Below are 21,362 nucleotides of genomic sequence, written 5' to 3'. Positions count from 1 at the left end.
GCTGTGCTGTTTCGAAAAGCAGCGGGCGGCGTCGCCAAGAGGGGGCTCCCGTGGTCGCGAGGTGAGTGAGTCCGACACCTTCCCCGGGTCCGTGAAGGAGTATCCGGGGGCGTCGAAGCTGCGGTTTCGGGGTTCCTGATTCGCACAGGCAGACCACCGGTCCACGGGGTACCAGCCTATCAGCGACCCGGACAGTCCGCCTCCGGCCACGCGCGCACCGTGCTCCGGACGGGCCCGCCGCACACTCCCCGTGACCACCCCTGTGCCCATTGGCACCACCAACACCCGTCACCCGTTTGGCTCAGGCATATTCTTCCAAGACTTAAGGAGATCACTAGGGTGCCGTCATATCCTGCTCGGATATCACTCAGCGGGAATCGCGGGAATCGCACAACGCAAGCGCCCTTCGGGGCGGACGTGGCCGTTCGACTGGAGATCCAACGTGTCCGGGCGCATCGAGGATTACGCACTGATCGGGGACATGCAGACCGCCGCACTGGTCTGCCGGGACGGCTCGGTGGACTGGTTGTGTCTGCCACGTTTCGATTCCCATGCCGTCTTCGCGGCTCTCCTGGGGACCGAGGACCACGGCTTCTGGCGCATCGGCCCGGCCTTCGCGCCGGGCACCGCGGCGCCCCGGGCCGACCGGCGCCGCTACGACGGCGACTCGCTGGTCCTGGAGTCGGAGTGGGACACCCCGCGCGGCACGGTCCGCGTGACCGACTTCATGCCGCCGCGCGAGGACCACGCCCCGCAGCTGGTCCGGATCGTCGAGGGCGTCAGCGGCCGGGTGCCGATGCGTTCCGCGCTGCGGATGCGCTTCAGCTACGGCCGCGTGGTGCCGTGGGTGCACAAGGTGGACGCCCGTACGGTCGCCGTCGCCGGCCCGGACTCGGTCTGGCTGGACACGGACGCGGAGACGTACGGCAAGGACCTCACCACGTACTCCGACTTCACCGTGGCCCCCGGCGAGCGGATCGCCTTCTGCATCAGCTGGCAGCCCTCGCACAAGGAGCCCCCGGAGGCGCCCGACGCCGAGTCCGCGCTGGAGGCCACCACCGGGTTCTGGCGCGAGTGGGTCGAGCAGTGCACGTACCACGGCCCCTACCGGGAGGCCGTCATCCGCTCCCTGATCACCCTCAAGGCGCTGACCTACGGGCCCACGGGCGGCATCGTGGCCGCGCCGACCACCTCCCTGCCGGAGGAGATCGGCGGCGTCCGGAACTGGGACTACCGCTACACCTGGCTGCGCGACGCCGCGATCACCCTCTCCTCGCTGCTGCGCACCGGCTACCGCGCGGAAGCCGCCGCCTGGCGCGAGTGGCTGCTGCGGGCGGTGGCGGGCGACCCGGAGAACCTGCAGATCATGTACGGGATCGCGGGCGAGCGGGAGCTCGGCGAGACCGAGCTGGACTGGCTGCCGGGGTACGAGAACTCCACGCCCGTGCGCGTCGGCAACGGCGCGGCCCACCAGCTCCAGCTCGACGTGTACGGCGAGGTCACCGAGGCCCTGCACCTGGGCCACATGACCGGGCTGGCGCGCAACGACTACGCATCGCTGCTCCAGCTCAAACTGATCCGCTACCTGGAAACCCACTGGAACGAGCCGGACGAGGGCATCTGGGAGGTGCGCGGCCCGCGCCGCCACTTCGTGCACTCGAAGGTGATGGCGTGGGTGGCCGTCGACCGCACGATCAAGCTGATCGAGAGCGGCGACGCGGACGGGCCGCTGGAGCGGTGGCGCGAGCTGCGCGACGAGATCCACCAGGACGTGTGCGAGAAGGGCTACGACAAGGAGCGCAACACCTTCACCCAGTCGTACGGGTCGAAGGAGCTGGACGCCTCCCTGCTGCTCATCCCGCAGATGGGCTTCCTGCCACCGGACGACAAGCGGGTCATCGGGACGATCGAGGCGATCCAGCGCGAGCTGTCCACCCCGGACGGCTTCATCCTGCGCTACCCGACGGCCGGTGAGGAGGCGGGCGTGGACGGCCTGGAGGGGGACGAGGGCGCGTTCCTGGCGTGTTCGTTCTGGATGGCCGACGACCTGGCGATGATCGGCCGCGTGGACGAGGCCCGTCGCCTCTTCGAGAAGCTCCTGTCGCTGCGCAACGACCTCGGTCTGCTGGCGGAGGAATGGGACCCGAAGCTCCAGCGCCAGGTGGGCAACTTCCCCCAGGCCTTCAGCCACGTCCCCCTGATCGACACCGCCCTCCGCCTGACGGCGAGCGGAGCGTACGGAGGCTGATTTCAGCCTCGCCGGCGTTTGAGGCGCCGCCGGAGGCGAACGGTGCCTCGCCGACAGGCCCTGGGCTCCGCCCCGGACCCCGCGCCTCGAACGCCGGCGAGGCTGCATGTGGCCGGCCCGGGGCCGGATCGGCGGCGCGCGCGCCTCGAGCGCCGGCGGGGCCGGGGGTGGTCGCCGGAGGCCGGGGGTTCGGGGCGCGGGCGGGGGTGGGGGAACCTACGCTGGGAGGGTCCGGTGCCCCTCCGTGGAAGGGGGCGGCCATGGCTCCCCTCTCGAAGGCGGGCACGGCTCTCGCCGTGCTCCGCGAGGATCTGTCCGGTGAGGTCTTCGCCCCGGGGGACCCGGGTTACGACGACGCCCGCACCGTGTTCAACGGCATGATCGACCGCCGCCCCGCAGCCATCGCACAGTGCGAGAGCGAGGCCGACGTCGTCACCGCGGTCCGCTTCGCCCGCGAACTGGACCTGCACGTCGCCGTCCGCGGCGGCGGCCACAGCGTCGCGGGCAACGCCCTCGGCGACGGCGCGCTCGTCGTCGACCTGCGCCGGATGAACGAGGTGACCGTCCATCCCGCCGCCAAGGCCGTCCGGGTCGGCGGCGGCGCCGTGATGAGCGACCTCGACCGGGCGTGCGCCCCGCACGCCCTGGCCACCACCGGTGGCCGTGTCTCCACCACCGGCGTCGGCGGCCTCGTCCTCGGCGGTGGCTCCGGCTGGCTGGACCGCGCCTTCGGCCTGTGCGCGGACAACCTCATCGGCGTGGACCTGGTGACCGCCGAGGGCGAGACCCTGACGGCGACCGCCCAGGACAACCCGGAGCTGTTCTGGGCCCTGCACGGCGGCGGCGGGAACTTCGGCGTCGCCACCGCCCTGACCCTGCGCGCCCACCCGCTGCCCGCGTTCGCGATCGCCCTGCTGCTGTACCCGCCGGAGTCCGGCCCGGAGATGACCCGCGTCTACCGCGACGTGATGGAGGCGGCTCCGCCCGAGGCCGGTGGCGGGCTGATCTACATGACCGGGCCGCCCGCCCCCTTCGTACCGCCCGAGCTGGTCGGCACCCTGCTGAGCGGCGCGCTGGTGACGTACGCCGGCACCGAGGAGGAGATGCGCAAGGTGGCCCAGCCCCTGCTGTCGATCCCGCACGTGGCGGAGCTGGTCACGGCCATGGAGTACGCCGACTTCCAGTGCATGCTCGACGACCCGCCGGGCCTGCGCAACTACTGGTCCGCGGAGTATCTGACCGGGGCCCCGGACGAGCTGCTCGACGCCTTCTGCGCCCGCGCCGCCTCGATGCCGGTGCCCACTCCCACCCAGCACGTGCTGTTCCCGCTGGGCGGGGCGATCGCCGACGGCCCGACGGAGTACCCCGTGCCGTACCGGGACGCGCTCTGGGCGGTGCACCCCTTCGCCGTCTGGGAGGACCCGGCCGACGACGACCGCTGCCGGCAGTGGGTCAAGGACGTACGGGCGGACGTCGAGCCGTGGAGCACGGGCGCCGTGTACCTCAACTTCACCGGCGACGAGGGCCCCGAGCGGGTCGCCGCCGGGCTCGGCGCCGAGAACCTGCGGCGCCTCGCGGCCGTGAAGAGGCAGTACGACCCCGACAACGTCTTCCGCTTCAACCACAACATCAAACCGGCCTGATCACGGCGCCGCGGACCCCTGATAGCGTCCCGCGATATGGACAACCAGGGCGGGATCACCGTTCAGCGGGCACTGGAGCTGCCGGGATTGCGCAGCGGGCTGCCCGAGGTCATGGCGGGCGCGGACCGGCTCGGCCGGACCGTGCGCTGGGTGCACGCGGGCGAGGTGCCCAACATCGCCTCCCTGCTCAAGGGCGGTGAGCTGCTGCTGACCACGGGGCTCGGGCTGGGCACCCGGCCGAGCGACCAGCGCGCGTTCGTACGCCGCCTCGCCGACCGGGGCATCGCCGCCCTCGTCGTCGAGCTGGGCCCGCGCTTCAGCAAGCTGCCCGCCACGATCGTGGAGACGGCCCGCGCCGCCGGGCTGCCGCTGGTCCAGCTGCACCGCGAGGTGCCCTTCGTGACGGTGACGGAGGAGGTCCACACCGAGATCGTCAACGGCCACTACGCGCTGCTCCAGCGGGCCGAGGAGGTCCACCGGCGGTGTACGCAGGCGCTCCTGGGCGGCGGCGGGATCCCCCAGGTGCTGCGCATCCTGGCCGACTTCACCGCGAACCCGGTGTTCCTGGAGACCCCCGACGGACAGCTGCTGTACGCGGCCGCCAGCGCGGCGGGCGAGGCCGCGGCCGATCCGCTCCAGGTCTGGGAGGGTCTGCGCGGCCAGCGGGAGGCCGAGCCCTCGGCGAACGCCCTGGTGGTCGACGTGCCCGGCGGCGGTCCCGGCACCGGGTCGGTCCGGGCGCGCGTGGTCCTGCTCGGGGTCACGGCGCCGCTGCTGCCCGTGCACCGGATGGCGGCGGAGCGGACCGCGGGGGTGCTGGCGGTGGTCCTGATGCAGGCCCGCCAGGAGGACGAGCTGGCGGCGCGCGGGCGCGGGGACTTCCTGACCGACCTCGCGGAGGGCCGGATCAGCGCCGAAGACGCCCCGGCGCAGGCGCGCGTCCTGGGCTTCAAGCCGGGCGCCGGGCCGCTGCTGCCGATCGTGATGCGGCTCGCCTCCGACCTCGGCGCGTCGGGGAACTGGGCGGTGCTGGCCCGCGCCGTACTGGAGGAGCTCTCGGCGGTCGGGGTCCCGGTACTGCTGGGCGTGCGGCCCGTGGAGGGGCGGGTGCCGCTGCTGGTGTCCCTGCGGGCCGAGTCGGAGCGTACGTCCGTCGCCGACCGGGTCGCGGTGGCGCTGCGGGCCGGGGTGGAGCGGGCCGGTCTGGACCGGGCGGGCGCCCCGCCCGCCGTGGTCGTCGGGGTCGCGGGCGGCTGGGCGGCGGCCTCCGCGGGGCTGCGGCACGCGGCCGAGACCGCGACGGCGGCGCAGGGCCTGCCCGCCAGGCCCTGGTACGACGCGCGGCGCCTGGACATCGACCTGCTGTTGTGGCGGCTGCGGGAACAGCCGGACCTGGCCGCGTTCGTGGAGCGGGCGATCGGGGCGCTGCGCACCCACGACCTGACCTCCAGGCCACCGCTCCTGCCCACCCTGGAGACGTACCTGGCCCACGCGGGCCGCAAGGCGGAGACGGCCCGCGAGCTCCACCTGAACCGGCAGACCCTGTACAACCGGCTGGCCCGTATCTCGGAGCTGCTGGGCACGGACCTGGACGACCCGGAGACGGTGCTGTCCCTGAGCCTGGCGCTGCGGGCCCGCCGACACGTCGCCTCTTCCTGACGCGCCGCTCGCCCCGCTCGGCGCGGGGGCGCCTCGCGGGCTTCGCTGCGCCGGACTCCGTCCGGCGTGGCAGCGGCCCACCGCCGGCCGCGCCCGGGCCAGGGGCTCAGGCCAGCGGTTCGGCGTCCAGCTCGATGACCTGCGCCGGGCCCGCGCGGAACGCCGGGCTCGCCGCGTCGGCCTCGATCATGTGCGGGGTCGCGTCGTGCGCGGCGAGGGCCGCCCCCGACGCCCAGCGCTCGATGAGGACGAAGCGGTCGGGGTCACCGCTGACCGCGTGCATGTCGTACCGCAGGCACCCCGGCTCCGCGCGCACCAGCGGCGCGAGCCGCTCGAACGCGGCGACCTGCTCGGCCCCGCGGCCCGGCTGGGTGGCGATCTGGATGATGAGCTGCACCGGCTGTGACATGCGGCGAAGCCTAACCGCGGCGCCGGGAACGCCTGTTCGCGGGGTGACGGTCAGCGCCCCCAGCGTTCCATCAGCTCGTCGTAGACGGACAGCACCTGCGCCACCGTGTCGTCCTCCGACGGCCACGTCGCGGCCTGGGCCCGGCCCGCCCCGGCCAGCGCGGCCCGCCGACCGGGGTCCGCCAGCAGGGCGCTCACCCCGTCGGCCAGCGCCCCCGCGTCCCCGTACGGCACCAGGACCGCCGCCTCGCCCACCAGCTCCGGTACGCCGCCGACCTCGGTGGCCACCAGCGCCACCCCGGCCCGCAGGGCCTCCTGAGCCAGCAGCGAGCGCGCCTCCCAGCGGCTCGGCAGGACCGCCACGTCCGCCGCGGCCAGCAGCTCGGCGGCGTCGGAGCGCCGCCCGAGAAGCCGTACCGGAAGGTCCTCGTCCACGATCCGCCGCGCCAGCTCGGCCCGCAGCGGCCCCTCCCCCGCGATCACCAGCAGCGGTACGGGATCCAGCGCCCGCCACGCGCGCGCCGCGTCCAGCAGCACCCCGTACCCCCGGTGCGCCACCAGGCTGCCCACCGCGATCAGCAACGGCCGCTCCACCACGCCCAGTTCCGCCCGCACCTTGTCCAGGTCGCCGCGCGCCCGCGCCCCCGGCACCGTCACCGGCGCCAGCCGCGCGTCCCGGGCCCCGCGCCGGCGCGCCAGGTCCACCTGATCGGAGGACGTTCCCAGGACCACCGCGGCCGCCCGCGCCACCCGGCGTTCCATCAGCCGGGCGAGGCGTCCGAGGGTGCCCCCGGCCCCGGGGCCGCCGCCGTGCCAGGTCACCACGAGCGGTACCCGGTGCCCGCGCAGGGCCAGCGCGGCCCGCATCCCCGCCCGCACCCCGTGCGCGTGGACCACGTCGGCCCCGGCGCAGGCGGCCCGCAGGGCGCTCACGGCGTCGGGCGCGAACTGCGCCCCGGCGCCGGTGAAGTCGAACTCCCCCTCGGCTTCGACGGGCGCGCACACCGTCACCCGCAGCCCGCGCGCGGCGAGCCCGGTGGCGAGCGAGCGCACGTGCGCGCTGCTGCCCGCGCCGGCGCCGCCGAGGACTTGGACGGTGCGCAGGGGTGGTCGCCCGTACGGCTGGGCCGGGACAGGTACGGCGGAGCTGCTCACGGGCCGGGCTCCTGGAGGAGGGAGTCAGAGACGTCGCCCAGGATGCCAGCCCGCACGCGCGTTCCGGGACCATACGGGTGCGGATCCCGTGCGAGAGCCCGTCACATCCCGCTGACCATCACCCACATAGGTGATGACGGGGTGCGTCCCGTGCGTCCCGTGCCATGGCCGCGGGCCGGAGCGTGACGGAGCCCGGGAGCATGTCCAGCTCCCGGGCTCCAGCTTGCCACCCATTTGCGCACACCGGCGGCGTTTAAGAACCGCGGGTCATGTTGAGATCGACGTGTTCTGCCTTTGAACTACAGCGCCACGAGAGAGGCGCCGGGGGGACTTGAACCCCCATCCGTCGATGTTCGCCCGCGCTCGGTCGATCCGGTGTTCGGCGGCGAATACTGAGACTGGAGCGAGAATCTGAGTTTCATGGGGCCGCCTCTGCCAGGCTTGGGCCACCCCCGCACGTGGTGCGGGGGGAGGGATTCGAACCCCCGACTGACACCCCTTCATCAGCTTCAACATCAGTTTCAGCTTGCGCTCATCGCGCACCCCCCGCTCGCGACGGGGGGCGAATGTGGGGCTACCGGAAGAGGTAGCCGAATACCGCGTCGCCGACCCGCTGGTCGGTGACCTCGGTGTTGTTCGCCTCCTCGCGGGCGAACTTGACGGCCTGCTGGAGCTTCTCGACGCGGTCGAGGAGCTCGTTGACCCGCCGGGCGGGCAGCGCGCCGGAGAACTTCACCGTGGTCCAGTAACCGACCGGGACGTCCTCGTAGTACACCTCGACCTGCGCCGGGTGCTTCTCCGTGGCCTCGGCCTTCACGTGGTTGCGCGGCACCTTCTTCGTGCGGATGGTCCGCACCGGGTCCGTCTTCCACGCGTCCGTCGAGGGGTCCAGGTTCCACGACTCGGAGGCGTCGAGCACCGGCAGCTTGCGCACGAAGGTGTGCAGGTCGGTGAGTTGCTTCTCCAGGAACAACAGGTACGGGACGGGCACCTGGGGCAACAGCACCGTGCCGTCGACCACCACGTCCGCGACCGCGGACCGGTTCGCCCAGTCCTTCGTCGCGGTCACGTCGAAGAGCCGCGTCAGCGTCCCGGCGGTCGCCCGCAGGGCGTCCTCCGCCTTGATCTGCACCCGCGTGGACTCGGGCGGCAGCTGCTCGCCCTCCTCGTCCTTCGGCTGGTAGGTCCGGGAGATGCCGGCGAGCAGGGCGGGCTTCTGCACGTCCTGGTGAGCCTGGGTCAGCTCCTGGAGGGCCTTGGACTTGACGCCCTTTTCGACTGCGATGATCTGATTCAGCTTCGGCACACGGCGAACCTAACAACCCGGAGCGGCACGCACATCCGATTAAACGGCCGCCCCGGGAGGAGGGGCTCTGGGCCGGACGACGCGGGCTCAACCGGCAAGATCCGGAAGAGACGGCCTAGCCGCGGCCTAGCCGTCCGCGCGCGCCGTCGCCAGCAGCTCCTCCGCGTGCGCCCGGGCCGTCTCGGAGTCCTCCTGACCCGCGAGCATCCGCGACAGCTCGCGGATCCGGTCCTCGCCCTCCAGGACGGTGACACCGCTGCGGGTGACGGACCCGTCGACGGTCTTCTCCACCAGCAGCTGCCGGTCGGCGAAGGCCGCGACCTGCGGGAGGTGCGTGACGACGACGACCTGCGCGCTCTTCGCCAGCTTCGCGAGGCGGCGGCCGACCTCGACGGCCGCCTTGCCGCCGACGCCCGCGTCGACCTCGTCGAAGAGGTACGTCGGCACCGGGTCCGAGCCCGCGAAGACCACCTCGACCGCCAGCATCACCCGGGAGAGTTCACCGCCGGAGGCGCCCTTGGCGATCGGCCGCGGCTGCGCGCCGGGGTGCGGGGCCAGCAGCAGCTCGACCTCGTCGGCGCCCGAGGGCCCGTAGGTCACCACGCGGCCGCCGACCTCGACGCCTTCGCCCGTGGGGTCCTCGGTCTGCCGGATGTCGATGCTGACGCGGGCGTGCGGCATCGCCAGGGAGGCCAGCTCGGCCGTGACGGCGGAGGCGAAGCGCGCGGCCGCCTCCGTCCGCGCGTCGGTCAACGCCTGGGCCAGGCCGGACAGTTCGGCGCGCAGCGCATCGCGCTCGGCGGTCAGTTCCGTGACCCGGTCATCGTCCCCGTCGAGTTCCAGGAGCCGCTCGGCGCCCCGCTCGGCCCACTCCAGGACGGAGTCCACGGTGGCGCCGGAGGCCCCGGCCCGGCCGTACTTGCGGGTCAGCTGGGTCAGCGCGGCGCGCCGCTCCTCGACCGCGGCCAGCCGCAGCGGGTCGGCGTCGAGCCCGTCGGCGTAACCGGCGAGCTCGCCCGCCACGTCGGTGAGCAGGATGCCCAGCTCCCCGATCCGTTCGGCGAGCGTGCCGAGCGCCGGGTCGTGGGCGCGTACGGCCTCCAGTGCCCGGTGGGCGCCCGCGACCAGGGTGTTCGCGTCGACGCCCTCCGGGTCCTCCGGATTGCCCGCGAGCGCGGCGTGCGCGGCCTGCGCCGCCGAGGCCAGGGACTCGGCGTGGCCGAGCCGCTCGGCCTCCGCCGACAGCTCGGCGTCCTCTCCGGCGAGCGGCTCCACGGCCGCGATCTCGTCGAGGCCGAAGCGCAGCAGGTCCGCCTCCTGGGCCCGTTCCCGGGCCCGGGTGGTGATCGTCTCCAGTTCCCCGGCCACGGCCCGCAGCCGCCGGTGGGCGGCCGCGTACTTCTCCAGTGGGACGGTGACGGCGTCCCCGGCGTACCGGTCGAGCGCCTGGCGCTGGCGCGCCGGCCGCATGAGGCCCTGCTGGTCGGTCTGCCCGTGGACGGCGACCAGGTCGTCCGCCAGCTCGGCGAGCAGCCCCACGGGCACCGAGCGGCCGCCCACGTGGGCGCGGGAGCGGCCCTCCGCGGACACCGTGCGGCTGATCAGCAGGGCGCCGTCGTCCAGCTCGGCCCCGGCCTCCTCGGCCCGCAGCGCGGCGGGCGCGTCCGGGCGCAGCACGATCCGGCCCTCGACGACCGCGGCCTTGGCCCCGATCCGTACGAGCGCCGGGTCGGCGCGGCCACCGAGCAGCAGCCCGAGACTCGTGACGACCATCGTCTTGCCCGCGCCGGTCTCACCCGTCACCGCGGTGAAACCGGGCGACAGCTCGACCACCGCGTCGTCGATGACTCCGAGCGACCGTATCCGCATCTCCTCAAGCACGCCCCAGACCATACCGAGGTTTCCCGCGCGCCATGCGCCGCCCTCGCGGCGTCCGCCGCGTTCGGGCGAGGAGAGCGCCCCGCGAGGCGGCAAAGGGACACCCCCTAGTGGGGCGCTCCGCGCCACCCGGAGACGGGGAGGGCGAATTTCGCGACGAGGCGGTCCGTGAAGGACGCGTGGTGCAGCCGGGCGAGCCGGACGGGGACGGCGCCCCTGCGGACCTCCACGCGGGCCCCGGCGGGCAGCTCCAGCATGCGGCGGCCGTCGCACCACAGGACCCCGTGCGGGGTGCCGGGCTGGACCTCCACCGCGAGCACCGAGTCCGGCGAGGTGACCAACGGCTTCGCGAACAGCGCGTGCGCGCTGATCGGGACCATCAGCAGGGCCTCGACCTCCGGCCAGACCACCGGTCCGCCCGCGGAGAACGCGTACGCCGTCGAGCCGGTCGGGGTCGCGCAGACGATCCCGTCGCAGCCGAAGCCGGTCACCGGCCGCCCGTCGATCTCCAGGACCACTTCGAGCATCCGCTCGGGGGACACCTTCTGGACGGCCGCCTCGTTGAGCGCCCAGTCCTGGTGGACGACATCGCCGTTGGTGCGGACGACCACGTCGATCGTCATCCGCTCCTCGACCTCGTAGGACTTGGTGACCACGCGGTCGACCACCTTGTCCAGGTCGTCACGCTCGGCCTCCGCGAGGAATCCCACCCGGCCGAGGTTGACGCCGAGCATCGGCACCCCGGAGCCGCGCGCGAACTCGGCGCCGCGCAGCAGCGTCCCGTCCCCGCCCAGCACGATCAGCAGCTCACAGCCGTCGAAGACGTCCGGCGTGCACTCGTCGACCAGCTCCACCTCCGGTGGCAGCGGCAGGTCCGCCGCCTCGTGCCGCAGCACCCGCACGCCCAGTCCGCAGCGCAGCAGGCCCTGGACGACCAGCTCGGCGCTGCGGATGGCCGCGGGGCGGCCGGTGTGCGCGAGCAGGAAGACGGTGCGTACCGCCGCCGAACCTGAAGCTGAAGCTGAATCTGTCACTGCGGCCCCTCCGCCACTGCACGGTCAACATCCGCCGGGTCGAGTGCCGGTGCCCCCGCCCGCAGCCACAGAAAATACTCGACGTTGCCGGAGGGCCCCGGAAGCGGACTCGCGGTGACGCCCAGCACGCCCAGCCCCAGCTTCGCCGCCTGCCGCGCGACCTCGCGCACGGCCTCCGCCCGCAGTTCGGCGCTGCGGACGACGCCGCCGCTGCCGAGCCGTTCCTTGCCGACCTCGAACTGCGGCTTGACCATGAGCACGAGGTCCGCGTCCGGCGCAGTGCAGCGCACCAGCGCGGGCAGCACCAGGCCGATGGAGATGAACGAGAGGTCGCTCACGACCAGGTCGGCGGGGATCCCGTCGATCTGCTCCAGCGTCAGCTCCCGGACGTTGGTCCGGTCCTTCACCGTGACCCGGTCGTCGCTCTGCAGCGACCAGGCGAGCTGCCCGTAGCCGACGTCCACGGCGACGACGTGCGCGATGCCGGAGCGCAGCAGTACGTCGGTGAACCCGCCGGTGGAGGCTCCCGCGTCCAGCGCCCTGCGGCCCTCGACGACCAGCCCGAGGGGCCGGAAGGCGTCCAGCGCGCCGGCCAGTTTGTGGCCGCCGCGCGAGACGTAGTCGGGGTCGCTGTCGTCCTCGCGGACCACGAGCGCCGCGGCGGTCTCGACCTGGGTGGCGGCCTTGGTCGCGGTCGCGCCGCCCACGGTGACCCGGCCCGCGGCGATCAGCTGGGCGGCGTGCTCGCGCGAGCGGGCCATCTTGCGGCGCACCAGTTCGGCGTCCAGGCGGCGGCGTGCCACTCCTGCCACGTTCGGTTCAGCTCCTGTGGTCGTACGGCGTTGCGGATACGGATACGGATGCGGGCGCCGGCGCGTCGAGCGCGGTCAGCTCGTCGCGCAGGGCCCGGTGTACATCCTCGTACACCGCGAGGTGCTCGTCCGCCGGGAGGTGGTCGGCGTCCGCCAGCCGTTCGAGTCCCGCGTCGACCGGGGCGTGGCCGGTGGGGGCGCGTACGACGCCCAGCGGGGCGGGGCCGGCGGGCTCGGGCACGGCCTCGGTCGGGGTCCCGTCCGCCGCCCCGGGCGCTTCGTCGCTCATGCCCCGACGCTACCCCGAAGCGCGCCACCGCCACGCACGGCTCTGCGGTACGGTCGTGACCACCATGGCGACGATCGAAGAGTGCCGCGGAGCACTCGACAAACTCTCCGACAACCTGGCCGGATCCAACGGGGACGTGCGCGGCCTCGTCGCGCTCGACCGCTCTCTGAGCTGCCACATCACCGATCTGGACCAGACGTTCACGGGCCGCCTCGACGGCGGCCGGATCCGGGTGGACGCGGTCTCCCCGCACCCCGGCCCGCCCCGCGCCAAGGCGGAGATCCGCCTCGCGATGACCGGCGACGACCTCCTCGCGATGGTCGCGGGCGAGCTCCGGTTCGCGAAGGCCTGGGCGTCGGGCCGGGTCAGGCTGGAGGCCGGCTTCCGCGACCTGCTGCGGCTGCGCAGCGCGCTGTAGCGGCACGCCGTGGCCGCACCCTCTAGAGACCGGAGAGAGACGCGGGAGCCTTCGTACGGGCCCCGCGCGCGGCCGGGATCACCAGCGGCGTCCCCGTCTCCGGGTCGTCGATGATCTGGCAGCGCAAGCCGAAGACCCGCTCGACCAGCTCGGCGGTGACCACCTCGGCGGGCGCCCCCTCGGCGACGACCGCGCCGTCGCGCATCGCGATCAGGTGCGTGGCGTAGCGGGCGGCGTGGTTGAGGTCGTGCAGCACCGCGACCAGCGTCCGCCCCCGCTCCTCGTGCAGCTCGGCGCACAGGTCCAGCACATCGATCTGGTGCTGGATGTCCAGGTACGTCGTCGGCTCGTCCAGCAGCAGCAGGGGGGTCTGCTGCGCCAGCGCCATCGCGATCCACACGCGCTGGCGCTGTCCGCCCGACAGCTCGTCCACGGCCCGGTCGGCGAGTTCGGCCACCCCGGTCGAGGCCATCGACTCCCCGACGATCCGCTCGTCCTCCGCGGACCACTGGCGCAGCAGGCCCTGGTGCGGGTAGCGGCCGCGCGAGACCAGGTCGGCGACGGTGATGCCGTCGGGGGCGATCGAGGACTGCGGCAGCAGACCCAGCGTCTTCGCCACCTTCTTCGCGGGCATCGACTCGATCGCGTGCCCGTCCAGCAGCACCCGCCCGGCCGTCGGCCTGAGCATCCGTGACAGGGCGCGCAGCAGCGTGGACTTGCCGCAGGCGTTGGGTCCGACGATCACCGTGAAGGACTGGTCGGGGATCTCCACCGACAGGTTCTCGGCGATGACCCGCTGGTCGTAGCCGAGGGTAACGTTCTGCGCGGTCAGCCGCTGCACTCGCTCACTCCTTGGGTTCTGGACGGTCGGCGAAGGGGCCACCTGTCGGGCCGTCCCGCTCATATCCGCCCGGCCTTGCGTTCCGTGACCAGCAGCCACAGCAGATAGACACCGCCGACGAGCCCCGTCACCACGCCCACCGGCAGCTGATCGGAGCCGAAGACGCGCTGCGAGGCCCAGTCGGACAGCAGCAGCAGGACGGCGCCCATGAGCGCGCCGGACAGCAGGTTCGACCCGGGCGAGCGGGTCAGCCGGCGCGCCAGCTGGGGCGCGGCCAGCGCGACGAAGCTGATGGGGCCCGCGGCCGCGGTCGCCGCCGTGGTCAGGATGATCGCCGCGCACATCAGCAGGATCCGGGTGCGCTCCACCCGTACGCCCAGCGCGTACGCGGCGTCGTCGCCCATCTCCATCATCCGCAGCGCCCTGCCCTGCCCGAGCACCAGCGGGAAGAGCACCAGGCAGGTCGCCAGCAGCGGCCACACCTGCGCCCAGTCCCGCCCGGCCAGCGAACCGGTCAGCCAGACCATCGCCCGGGTGGCCTCGGTCAGCTGGGCCTTCGTCAGCAGGTACTGGACGGCGGCGACCAGCATCGCGGAGGCGCCGATGCCGACGAGGACCAGGCGGTAGCCCTGGATGCCCTGCTTGTAGGCCAGCAGGTAGACGACGACACCGGTCAGTACGCCGCCGATGACCGCGCCCGCGGCCACCTCGCCGGCGCTGCCCTTGAACAGGATGATCACGACGAGCGCGCCGACCGCGGACCCGTAGCCGAAGCCGAGCAGGTCCGGGGAGCCGAGCGGATTGCGGGACACCGACTGGAAGATCCCGCCCGCCATCCCGAGGGACGCGCCGACGAGGACGGCGACGAGCACGCGCGGCAGCCGCAGGTCGTTGATGACGAAGTCGTGGGCGGGGGCGCCGTTGCCGGCCAGGGTCTTGACCACGTCCAGCGGGGCGATCTCGAAGTCGCCGGTGCCGATGAGCAGGACGGCCAGGACGAGCGTCGCGGCGAGCAGCAGCAGACCGACGGCCACGGCGCGCGGCTCGACCCGCAGGGACAACCCGCCGGGCGTGCGCAGCCCCCGGGACCGCACGCCGCCCTGCCCGGCCTTCGCGCTCGTCGCGGTCTTCGTGCTCATCGCACTCTTCGCGCTCGTCGCGCTCGTCGCACTCTTCGCGCTCTTCGCGCTCTTCGCGCTCTTCGCGCTCGTCGCACTCTTCGCGCTCTTCGCGCTCTTCGCGGTCACAGCTGGGCCATCCTCTTGCGCCGGACGAGGTGGATGAAGACGGGTCCGCCGATGAGCGCGGTGACGATGCCGACCTGGAGCTCCGCCGGCCGGGTGATGACCCGGCCGATGACGTCCGCGCCGAGCAGCAGGACCGGCGAGAGCACCGCCGAGTAGGCGAGCACCCAGCGCATGTCCGGCCCGGTGAAGAAGCGGACCAGGTGCGGGATCATCAGCCCGATGAAGACGATGGGCCCGCAGGCCGCGGTCGCGGCGCCGCAGAGCAGGGTGATGGCGGCCATCGCGGTGATCCGGGTCAGGGTCAGGTTCGCGCCCAGCGCCCGCGCGGTGTCGTCGCCCATCGCCATGGCGTTGAGCGGCCGCCCCAGGCACAGCGCGAGGACCGCGCCCACCAGGAGGAACGGCGCCACCTGGCGGACGGTCTCCATGTTCGCGGAGGCCAGCGAGCCGACGGTCCAGAAGCGCAGCTTGTCCAGCGCCTTGCTGTCCATGAGCTGCACGGCGTTGATGTAGCCGACGAGGGCGGCGCTGGCGGCCGTACCCGCGAGGGCGAGCCGCACCGGGGTCGCGCCGCGGCTGCCGCCCAGGACGTAGACGACCACGGAGACGACGGCGGCGCCGAGGAAGGCCCACCAGACGTACTCGCTCAGGCTGTTCGCCCCGAAGAAACCGATCGCCGAGACCACGGCCGCCGCGGCGCCCGCGTTGACGCCGAGGATGCCCGGTTCGGCCAGCGGATTGCGGGTCAGCGCCTGCATCACCGCGCCGGAGAGGCCGAGGCCGAGCCCGACCATCAGGCCGAGCACGGTCCGCGGCACCCGCAGGTCCCTGACCACCACGTCGGCGGGGGTGCCCGCGTAGTGGAACAGGCCGTGCCAGACCTGGTCGAGCGGCATCTGCTTGGCGCCCACCGCGACGCTCGCCAGCGCGATCAGCGCCAGCAAGCCGAGGGCGGCCAGCAGACCGGCGGCGCGCGCGGCGTGCCGCGGGCGGGGGGCGGCCGGCACGGCCGCGCTCTGTTCGGGGGGACTCTCGACCAACACGGAAGTTAGGTTAGCCTACCCTCCGCTGCCACGAGCTACCCCGACCAGCCCCGACCAGCCCCTTCCCCCCCTCGACGCTCCTCCCGCTACAGACCCAGCCGGGCCAGCGCCTTCTCCGCGTCCAGCGTGCAGGAACCGTCCCCGGCGTGCGCCCAGGCCGCCGCGCACAGCGCCCGCAGCCCGTCGAGGGGATCGCCCCCGCCGTCCCCGCCCTCCCCGCCGCCCTCCTGCGCCGCGCGCAGCTCCAGTACGCCGTCCCGCGCGACCGCGGTCCACGCGCCGCAGCGGAAGCCCTCCTCCGCGTCCTCCACCTCGGGCTGCCCGGTCAGCAGACCCCGCAGGTCCCGGTCCACGTACGTCGGCCGGTACTTCGGCTCCGCCCGCAGCAGCTGGGCCCCGTCCGTCACGCCGGTCAGCACGAGCAGCGAGTCCACCTCGCCGTGGAAGGCGCCCTCGATGTCGGTGTCCAGCCGGTCCCCGACCACCAGCGGCCGCTCGGCCCCGGTCCGCAGGATCGTCTCCCGGTGCATCGGGGGCAGCGGCTTGCCCGCCACCTGCGGCTCGGCGCCCGTGGCGATCCGTACGACCTCCACCGCGGCCCCGTTGCCCGGCGCGATCCCGCGCGCGCTCGGGATCGTCAGGTCGGTATTCGACGCGAACCACGGCACCCCGCGCGCGATCGCGAACGAGGCCTCCGCGAAGCGCCCCCACGGCAGGTCCGGCCCGCCGTAGCCCTGGACCACCGCGGCCAGGCCCTCCTCGTCCGCGGACTCCACCGGCTCCAGCCCGCGCTCGCGCAGCGCGACCCGCAGCCCCTCGCCACCGATGACCAGCACCTTCGAGCCCGCCGGCACCTGGTCGGAGATCAGCCTGGCCACCGCCTGGGCGGAGGTGATCACCTCACCCGCCTCGGAGGGGACGCCCAGCTCGGTCAGGTGCTCCGCGACGGCGTCGGGCGTGCGCAGCGCGTTGTTCGTCACGTACGCGAGGTGCATCCCGTCCGCCCGGGCCGCCAGCAGCGAGTCCACGGCGTGCGCGATCGCCTCGCCCCCCGCGTACACCACCCCGTCGAGGTCCAGCAGGGCCGTGTCGTACGCCTGGTGCAGACTGCGCTCGCTGCCCGCGGGCCTGGTCCTGCTCTGCCGGGTCATCGTGACCGCCCCTTCGTCCCATGTGGCCAATTCCGCACTCCCCCTGATCATCCCGCATCGCGAGACGGGACTTACCATGCACCAATGACCACACCTGGTACCGAGGAACACGGAGTGCGCGACGGACTGCGCCTGATGCCCTTCCACGGGCTGCGCTACGTCCCGGAGCGCGTCGGCAGTCTCGCCGCCGTCACCTCGCCCCCGTACGACGTGGTCGTGCGACCTGACGGACTCCACCACCTGGAGTCGGCGGACCCGCACAACATCGTCCGCCTGATCCTCCCGCAGGCCGACACCCCCGACGCGCGCAACGAACAGGCCGCCCGGACCCTCCACGACTGGCTCGCCGAGGGCATCCTCAGCGCCGATCCGGAGCCCGCCCTGTACGTGTACGAGCAGCGCAGGGACGGCATGCTCCAGCGCGGCGTCATCGGGGCCCTCGCCCTGTCCACGGCCGACGCCGGGATCGTGCTGCCCCACGAGGACGTCATGCCCCACGTGGTCACCGACCGGGCCGGGCTGATGCGCGCGACCTCCGCCAACCTCGAACCGCTGCTGCTGACCTACCGCAGCGACGACGGCGGCGAGGCCGGGCCGGAATCCCCCGGCGCGGCCGAGGTGGTCGAGGCCACCGCCGGGCGCCCCCCGCTGCTGTCGACCACCACCGAGGACGGCTTCTGCCACCGGCTGTGGGCCATCACCGACCCCGCCGAGCTGGCCGCGGTCACCGCCGACCTCGGCCACCGCCAGGCGCTCATCGCCGACGGCCACCACCGCTGGGCGACGTACCTGCGCCTCCAGGAGGAGCACCAGAGCCCCACCCCGTGGGACTTCGGCCTGGTCCTGCTCGTGGACACCGCCCGCTACCCGCTCCAGGTCCGCGCCATCCACCGGATGTTGCGCCGCCTGCCGGTCGCGGACGCGCTGGCCGCCCTGGAGGGCTCGTTCACGGTCCGCCCGGTCGACGGCCCGCTGTCCGCCGCGCTGACCGCGCTCGGCGAGGCCTCCGCCCGGGGCAACGCCTTCCTGCTGACCGGCGACGGCGGCTTCCACCTGGTCAGCGATCCCGACCCGGCGCTGATCGACCGTACGGTCCGCCACGACCGCCCCGAGGCCTGGCGCCGACTGGACGCGACCGTGCTGCACGCGACCCTGCTGGACGCCCTGTGGCGGGTCCCCGACTCCCCCGAGCACATCGTGTACATCCACGACACCGAGGCCACCGTCGACATGGCCGAGCGCAGCGGCGGCACGGCGGTACTGCTCCACCCGGTACGGGAGGACGTGGTCCGGGAGCTGGCCCGCCAGGGCGTCACGATGCCGCGGAAGTCGACCTCCTTCGGCCCGAAGCCGGCCACCGGACTGGTGCTGCGCAGCCTGGGCTGACCGGCCGCCCGGCCCCGGACATGACGAAGGGCGGTACCCCCACCGGGGGTACCGCCCTTCGTCATGCCGCAGGTCAGGCCTTGTCGCGGCCCTTGTCCTCGAACGCGCGGTCGTTCTCTTCGTCGCTCTCGTCGTCGTCGCCGACCACGATCTCGTCCGCGACGTCGACGTCGGCGTCCGCCTCGGCGCGAGCGATCAGCTCGTCCTCGTCGTCCTCGTCGTCATCGAGGTCACGGGCGTCGGACGCCTCGTACGCGTCGTCGTCCTCGTCGTCGTCCGCACGGGCGTCGGAGGCTTCGTACTCCTCGTCGTCCTCGTCGTAGTACTCGGCGACACCCGAGTCGTCGGAGTCCTGGACCCGGCGGTCCTCGTCGCTGAGGGCCTCGCGGTCCTCATCGCTCATCGCGTCGACGAACTCGACACCGTCCAGCTCGGCGAGCCGGTCGGAGGCGTCGGTCGAACCGTCCTTGTCGGACTCGATCGTCTTGGCGAACCACTCGCGGGCCTCGTCCTCGCGGCCGTTGGCCAGCAGGGCGTCGGCGTAGGCGTACCGCAGGCGCGCGGTCCACGGCTGCACGGTGGCGGAGGCCAGCTCCGGGCTCTGCAGGGTCACGATGGCGGCGTCGAGCTGCCCCATGTCCCGCCGGGCACCGGCCGCGACCAGGCGCATCTCGACCTGAGCGGCCTTGTCCAGCTTCTGCACCTCGGGCTCGCCGGCCATCGCCAGCGCCCGCTCCGGACGGCCGAGGCCGCGCTCGCAGTCGGCCATGACGGGCCACAGCTCGACCGAACCGGTCATCCGCTTGGCGGCACGGAACTCGGCGAGCGCCTCGCTGTACTTCTGCGTGGCGTACGCCGCGAAACCGGCGGCCTCGCGGACGGCGGCGACACGGGAGGCCAGCCGCAGCGCGATGCGGGCGTAGGCGTAGGCCTGCTCCGGGTCCTCGTCGATCAGCCGGGCCACCATGACCAGGTTGCGCGAGACCTCCTCGGCGAGGCCCTTCGGCAGGCTCAGCAGCTCCTGGCGAACGTCCGGGTCGATCTCGTGACCGGTGACGTCGTCGTCGATCGGGAGGCGCTTGATCGGCTCGCGGTCGCGGTAGTCGCTGTCGCGGTCGTCGCGGCCGCCACGGAACCCACCACGGTCGCCGCCGCGGTCACCCCGGTCGTCGCGGCGGGGGTAGCTGGGACGGTCGCCACCACGGTCGTCGCGGCCGCGGAAGCCGCCGCTCTGGGGGCGGTCGCCACCACGGTCATCACGACGCGGGAAGCTCGGACGGTCCCCACCACGGTCGTCACGACCGCCACGGAACCCACCACGGTCGTCGTCGCGGCGGGGGTAGCTGGGACGGTCGCCACCACGGTCGTCGCGGCCGCGGAAGCCGCCGCTCTGGGGGCGGTCGCCGCCACGGTCATCACGACGCGGGAAGCTCGGACGGTCCCCACCACGGTCATCGCGGCCGCCACGGAACCCACCACGGTCGTCATCACGGCGCGGGAAGCTCGGGCGGCTGCCACGGTCGTCGTCGCGGCGGGGGTAGCTCGGGCGGTCGCCGCCACGGTCGTCACGGCGGAAGCCGCCGCCGCCACCCTGGGGACGTCCACCACGGTCGTCATCGCGACGCGGGTAGCTCGGGCGGTCGCCGCCACGGTCGTCACGGCGGAAGCCGCCGCTCTGGGGGCGGTCGCCACCACGGTCATCACGACGCGGGAAGCTCGGACGGTCGCCACCGCGGTCGTCACGGCGGAAGCCGCCGGCACCACCCTGCGGACGTCCACCACGGTCGTCATCGCGACGGGGGAAGCTGGGACGGTCGCCGCCACGGTCGTCACGGCGGAAGCCACCGCTCTGGGGGCGGTCGCCACCACGGTCATCACGACGCGGGAAGCTCGGACGGTCCCCACCACGGTCGTCACGACCGCCACGGAACCCACCACGGTCATCATCACGACGCGGGAAGCTCGGACGGTCGCCACCGCGGTCGTCACGGCGGAAGCCGCCGCCGCCACCCTGCGGGCGTCCACCACGGTCGTCGTCGCGACGCGGGTAACTGGGGCGGTCGCCACCACGGAAGCCGCCACCCTGGGGGCGGTCGCCGCCGCGGTCGTCACGGCGGAAGCCGCCGCCGCCACCCTGCGGGCGTCCACCACGGTCGTCATCGCGACGCGGGTAACTGGGGCGGTCGCCACCACGGAAGCCACCGCCCTGGGGACGGTCGCCACCACGGTCGTCGCGACGCGGGTAGCTCGGGCGGTCGCCACCGCGGTCATCGCGGCGGAAGCCGCCGCCGCCACCCTGCGGGCGTCCACCACGGTCGTCATCGCGACGCGGGTAGCTCGGGCGGTCGCCGCCACGGTCGTCACGGCGGAAGCCGCCGCTCTGGGGACGGTCGCCACCACCGGTGGGCCGGCCGCCACGGTCATCGCGACGGAAGCCGCCACCGGCGCCACCGCCGGCGGGACGGCCGCCGCGGTCGTCGCGGCGGAATCCGCCACGGTCGCCGCCACGGTCACCACCGCGGTCGTCACGGCCCCCGCGGTAGCCGCCCCTGTCACCGCCGTCGTTACGACGAGGCTCGCGCTCCGGACGATCGTCGGGAGAGTTGGACATGGGTGTGACTCCTGTCTTCGGGGTACCGCTAGTCATTCTCGCGCAACCAACCCATGGCCGCGCTTCGGCGCAAATCGAATAAAACAAAAAAGGACCCTCGGCCCAGCGTTGAACGCTGGACCAAGGGTCCTTTGAAAGATTGTTCGGCGGCGTCCTACTCTCCCACAGGGTCCCCCCTGCAGTACCATCGGCGCTGAAAGGCTTAGCTTCCGGGTTCGAAATGTAACCGGGCG

At 73.6% G+C, this 21,362-nt stretch carries 17 protein-coding genes, 1 rRNA gene and 1 pseudogene; 5 read left to right on the top strand and 14 right to left on the bottom strand.

Going from position 1 to position 21,362, the window contains the following annotated elements; all coding sequences use genetic code 11:
• Positions 1 to 442 precede the first annotated feature (442 nt).
• The 3 genes from ABT084_RS32085 to ABT084_RS32075 all read left to right on the top strand — a co-directional run bounded on the left by ABT084_RS32085 (position 443) and on the right by ABT084_RS32075 (position 5,550).
• A complete protein-coding gene (locus ABT084_RS32085) occupies positions 443 to 2,248 on the top strand; it encodes a glycoside hydrolase family 15 protein (RefSeq protein WP_351051504.1) in 1,806 nt (601 codons plus the stop codon).
• Positions 2,249 to 2,508: 260 nt separating this feature from the next.
• A complete protein-coding gene (locus tag ABT084_RS32080; RefSeq protein ID WP_351051502.1) occupies positions 2,509 to 3,891 on the top strand; it encodes an FAD-binding protein in 1,383 nt (460 codons plus the stop codon).
• Positions 3,892 to 3,927: 36 nt separating this feature from the next.
• A complete protein-coding gene (locus ABT084_RS32075; RefSeq protein ID WP_351051500.1) occupies positions 3,928 to 5,550 on the top strand; it encodes a PucR family transcriptional regulator in 1,623 nt (540 codons plus the stop codon).
• Between the two features lie 106 nt (positions 5,551 to 5,656).
• Here the strand turns inward: ABT084_RS32075 and ABT084_RS32070 are convergent, their stop codons facing one another.
• The 7 genes from ABT084_RS32070 to ABT084_RS32040 form a co-directional block, all read right to left on the bottom strand.
• Complete coding sequence (locus tag ABT084_RS32070; RefSeq protein WP_351051497.1) at positions 5,657 to 5,959, bottom strand: putative quinol monooxygenase; 303 nt, start codon at positions 5,957 to 5,959, stop codon at positions 5,657 to 5,659.
• A gap of 50 nt (positions 5,960 to 6,009) precedes the next feature.
• Positions 6,010 to 7,113, bottom strand: a complete 1,104-nt coding sequence (locus tag ABT084_RS32065; protein WP_351051494.1) for a glycosyltransferase family 4 protein — start codon at positions 7,111 to 7,113, stop codon at positions 6,010 to 6,012.
• A gap of 574 nt (positions 7,114 to 7,687) precedes the next feature.
• Positions 7,688 to 8,419: a DUF7873 family protein gene (locus ABT084_RS32060; RefSeq protein ID WP_351051492.1), complete on the bottom strand. Its 732-nt coding sequence runs from the start codon at positions 8,417 to 8,419 to the stop codon at positions 7,688 to 7,690.
• A gap of 126 nt (positions 8,420 to 8,545) precedes the next feature.
• Complete coding sequence (gene recN, locus ABT084_RS32055) at positions 8,546 to 10,312, bottom strand: DNA repair protein RecN (RefSeq protein WP_351051489.1); 1,767 nt, start codon at positions 10,310 to 10,312, stop codon at positions 8,546 to 8,548.
• A 92-nt stretch (positions 10,313 to 10,404) separates the two neighbouring features.
• Entirely contained in the window at positions 10,405 to 11,331 is a 927-nt protein-coding gene (locus ABT084_RS32050; RefSeq protein WP_351051486.1) for an NAD kinase, read from the bottom strand.
• The gene (locus ABT084_RS32045) at positions 11,328 to 12,143 is read right to left on the bottom strand and encodes a TlyA family RNA methyltransferase (protein ID WP_351051483.1); all 816 of its coding nucleotides are present in this window, start codon (positions 12,141 to 12,143) and stop codon (positions 11,328 to 11,330) included. The genes ABT084_RS32050 and ABT084_RS32045 overlap by 4 nt, the downstream gene beginning before the upstream one ends.
• A 7-nt stretch (positions 12,144 to 12,150) precedes the next feature.
• On the bottom strand, positions 12,151 to 12,432 hold the full coding sequence (locus tag ABT084_RS32040; protein WP_351051481.1) for a hypothetical protein: 282 nt from the start codon (positions 12,430 to 12,432) through the stop codon (positions 12,151 to 12,153).
• Positions 12,433 to 12,496: 64 nt separating this feature from the next.
• Here ABT084_RS32040 and ABT084_RS32035 point away from each other — a divergent pair, with 64 nt between their 5' ends.
• Positions 12,497 to 12,850 (top strand): SCP2 sterol-binding domain-containing protein, encoded by a 354-nt coding sequence (locus ABT084_RS32035; RefSeq protein ID WP_351051478.1) that lies wholly within the window; start codon positions 12,497 to 12,499, stop codon positions 12,848 to 12,850.
• Between the two features lie 22 nt (positions 12,851 to 12,872).
• Here ABT084_RS32035 and ABT084_RS32030 read toward each other — a convergent pair whose 3' ends face one another.
• The 4 genes from ABT084_RS32030 to ABT084_RS32015 form a co-directional block, all read right to left on the bottom strand.
• Positions 12,873 to 13,754 carry an ABC transporter ATP-binding protein gene (locus tag ABT084_RS32030; protein ID WP_502969241.1) on the bottom strand — a complete coding sequence of 294 codons (882 nt, stop codon included), beginning with the start codon at positions 13,752 to 13,754 and terminating at the stop codon, positions 12,873 to 12,875.
• Entirely contained in the window at positions 13,751 to 14,830 is a 1,080-nt protein-coding gene (locus ABT084_RS32025) for a FecCD family ABC transporter permease (RefSeq protein ID WP_351051553.1), read from the bottom strand. Before ABT084_RS32025 ends, ABT084_RS32030 begins: the two co-directional genes overlap by 4 nt.
• A gap of 104 nt (positions 14,831 to 14,934) precedes the next feature.
• The gene (locus tag ABT084_RS32020) at positions 14,935 to 15,981 is read right to left on the bottom strand and encodes a FecCD family ABC transporter permease (protein WP_351051473.1); all 1,047 of its coding nucleotides are present in this window, start codon (positions 15,979 to 15,981) and stop codon (positions 14,935 to 14,937) included.
• An 86-nt stretch (positions 15,982 to 16,067) separates the two neighbouring features.
• Positions 16,068 to 17,132, bottom strand: a complete 1,065-nt coding sequence (locus ABT084_RS32015; protein ID WP_351051470.1) for an HAD hydrolase-like protein — start codon at positions 17,130 to 17,132, stop codon at positions 16,068 to 16,070.
• Between the two features lie 84 nt (positions 17,133 to 17,216).
• Here ABT084_RS32015 and ABT084_RS32010 point away from each other — a divergent pair, with 84 nt between their 5' ends.
• The gene (locus ABT084_RS32010; RefSeq protein ID WP_351051467.1) at positions 17,217 to 18,518 is read left to right on the top strand and encodes a DUF1015 family protein; all 1,302 of its coding nucleotides are present in this window, start codon (positions 17,217 to 17,219) and stop codon (positions 18,516 to 18,518) included.
• A gap of 73 nt (positions 18,519 to 18,591) precedes the next feature.
• On the opposite strand, the gene ABT084_RS32005 is transcribed toward ABT084_RS32010, so the two are convergent.
• From ABT084_RS32005 to rrf, 3 genes and pseudogenes are all read right to left on the bottom strand, one after another.
• Positions 18,592 to 19,602, bottom strand: a complete 1,011-nt coding sequence (locus ABT084_RS32005; RefSeq protein ID WP_351051550.1) for a tetratricopeptide repeat protein — start codon at positions 19,600 to 19,602, stop codon at positions 18,592 to 18,594.
• 810 nt (positions 19,603 to 20,412) lie between these two features.
• A pseudogene (locus tag ABT084_RS38085) lies at positions 20,413 to 21,048 on the bottom strand (tetratricopeptide repeat protein); the annotation flags it as partial.
• A 222-nt stretch (positions 21,049 to 21,270) separates the two neighbouring features.
• A 5S ribosomal RNA gene (rrf, locus tag ABT084_RS31995) occupies positions 21,271 to 21,362 on the bottom strand; the annotation flags it as partial.

The organism is Streptomyces sp. NPDC002138, assembly GCF_040296485.1.
Classification (GTDB): Bacteria; Actinomycetota; Actinomycetes; order Streptomycetales; family Streptomycetaceae; genus Streptomyces.
The sequence above is the reverse complement of the archived record's forward strand: the minus strand, read 5'-3'. Positions and strand labels throughout refer to the sequence as shown.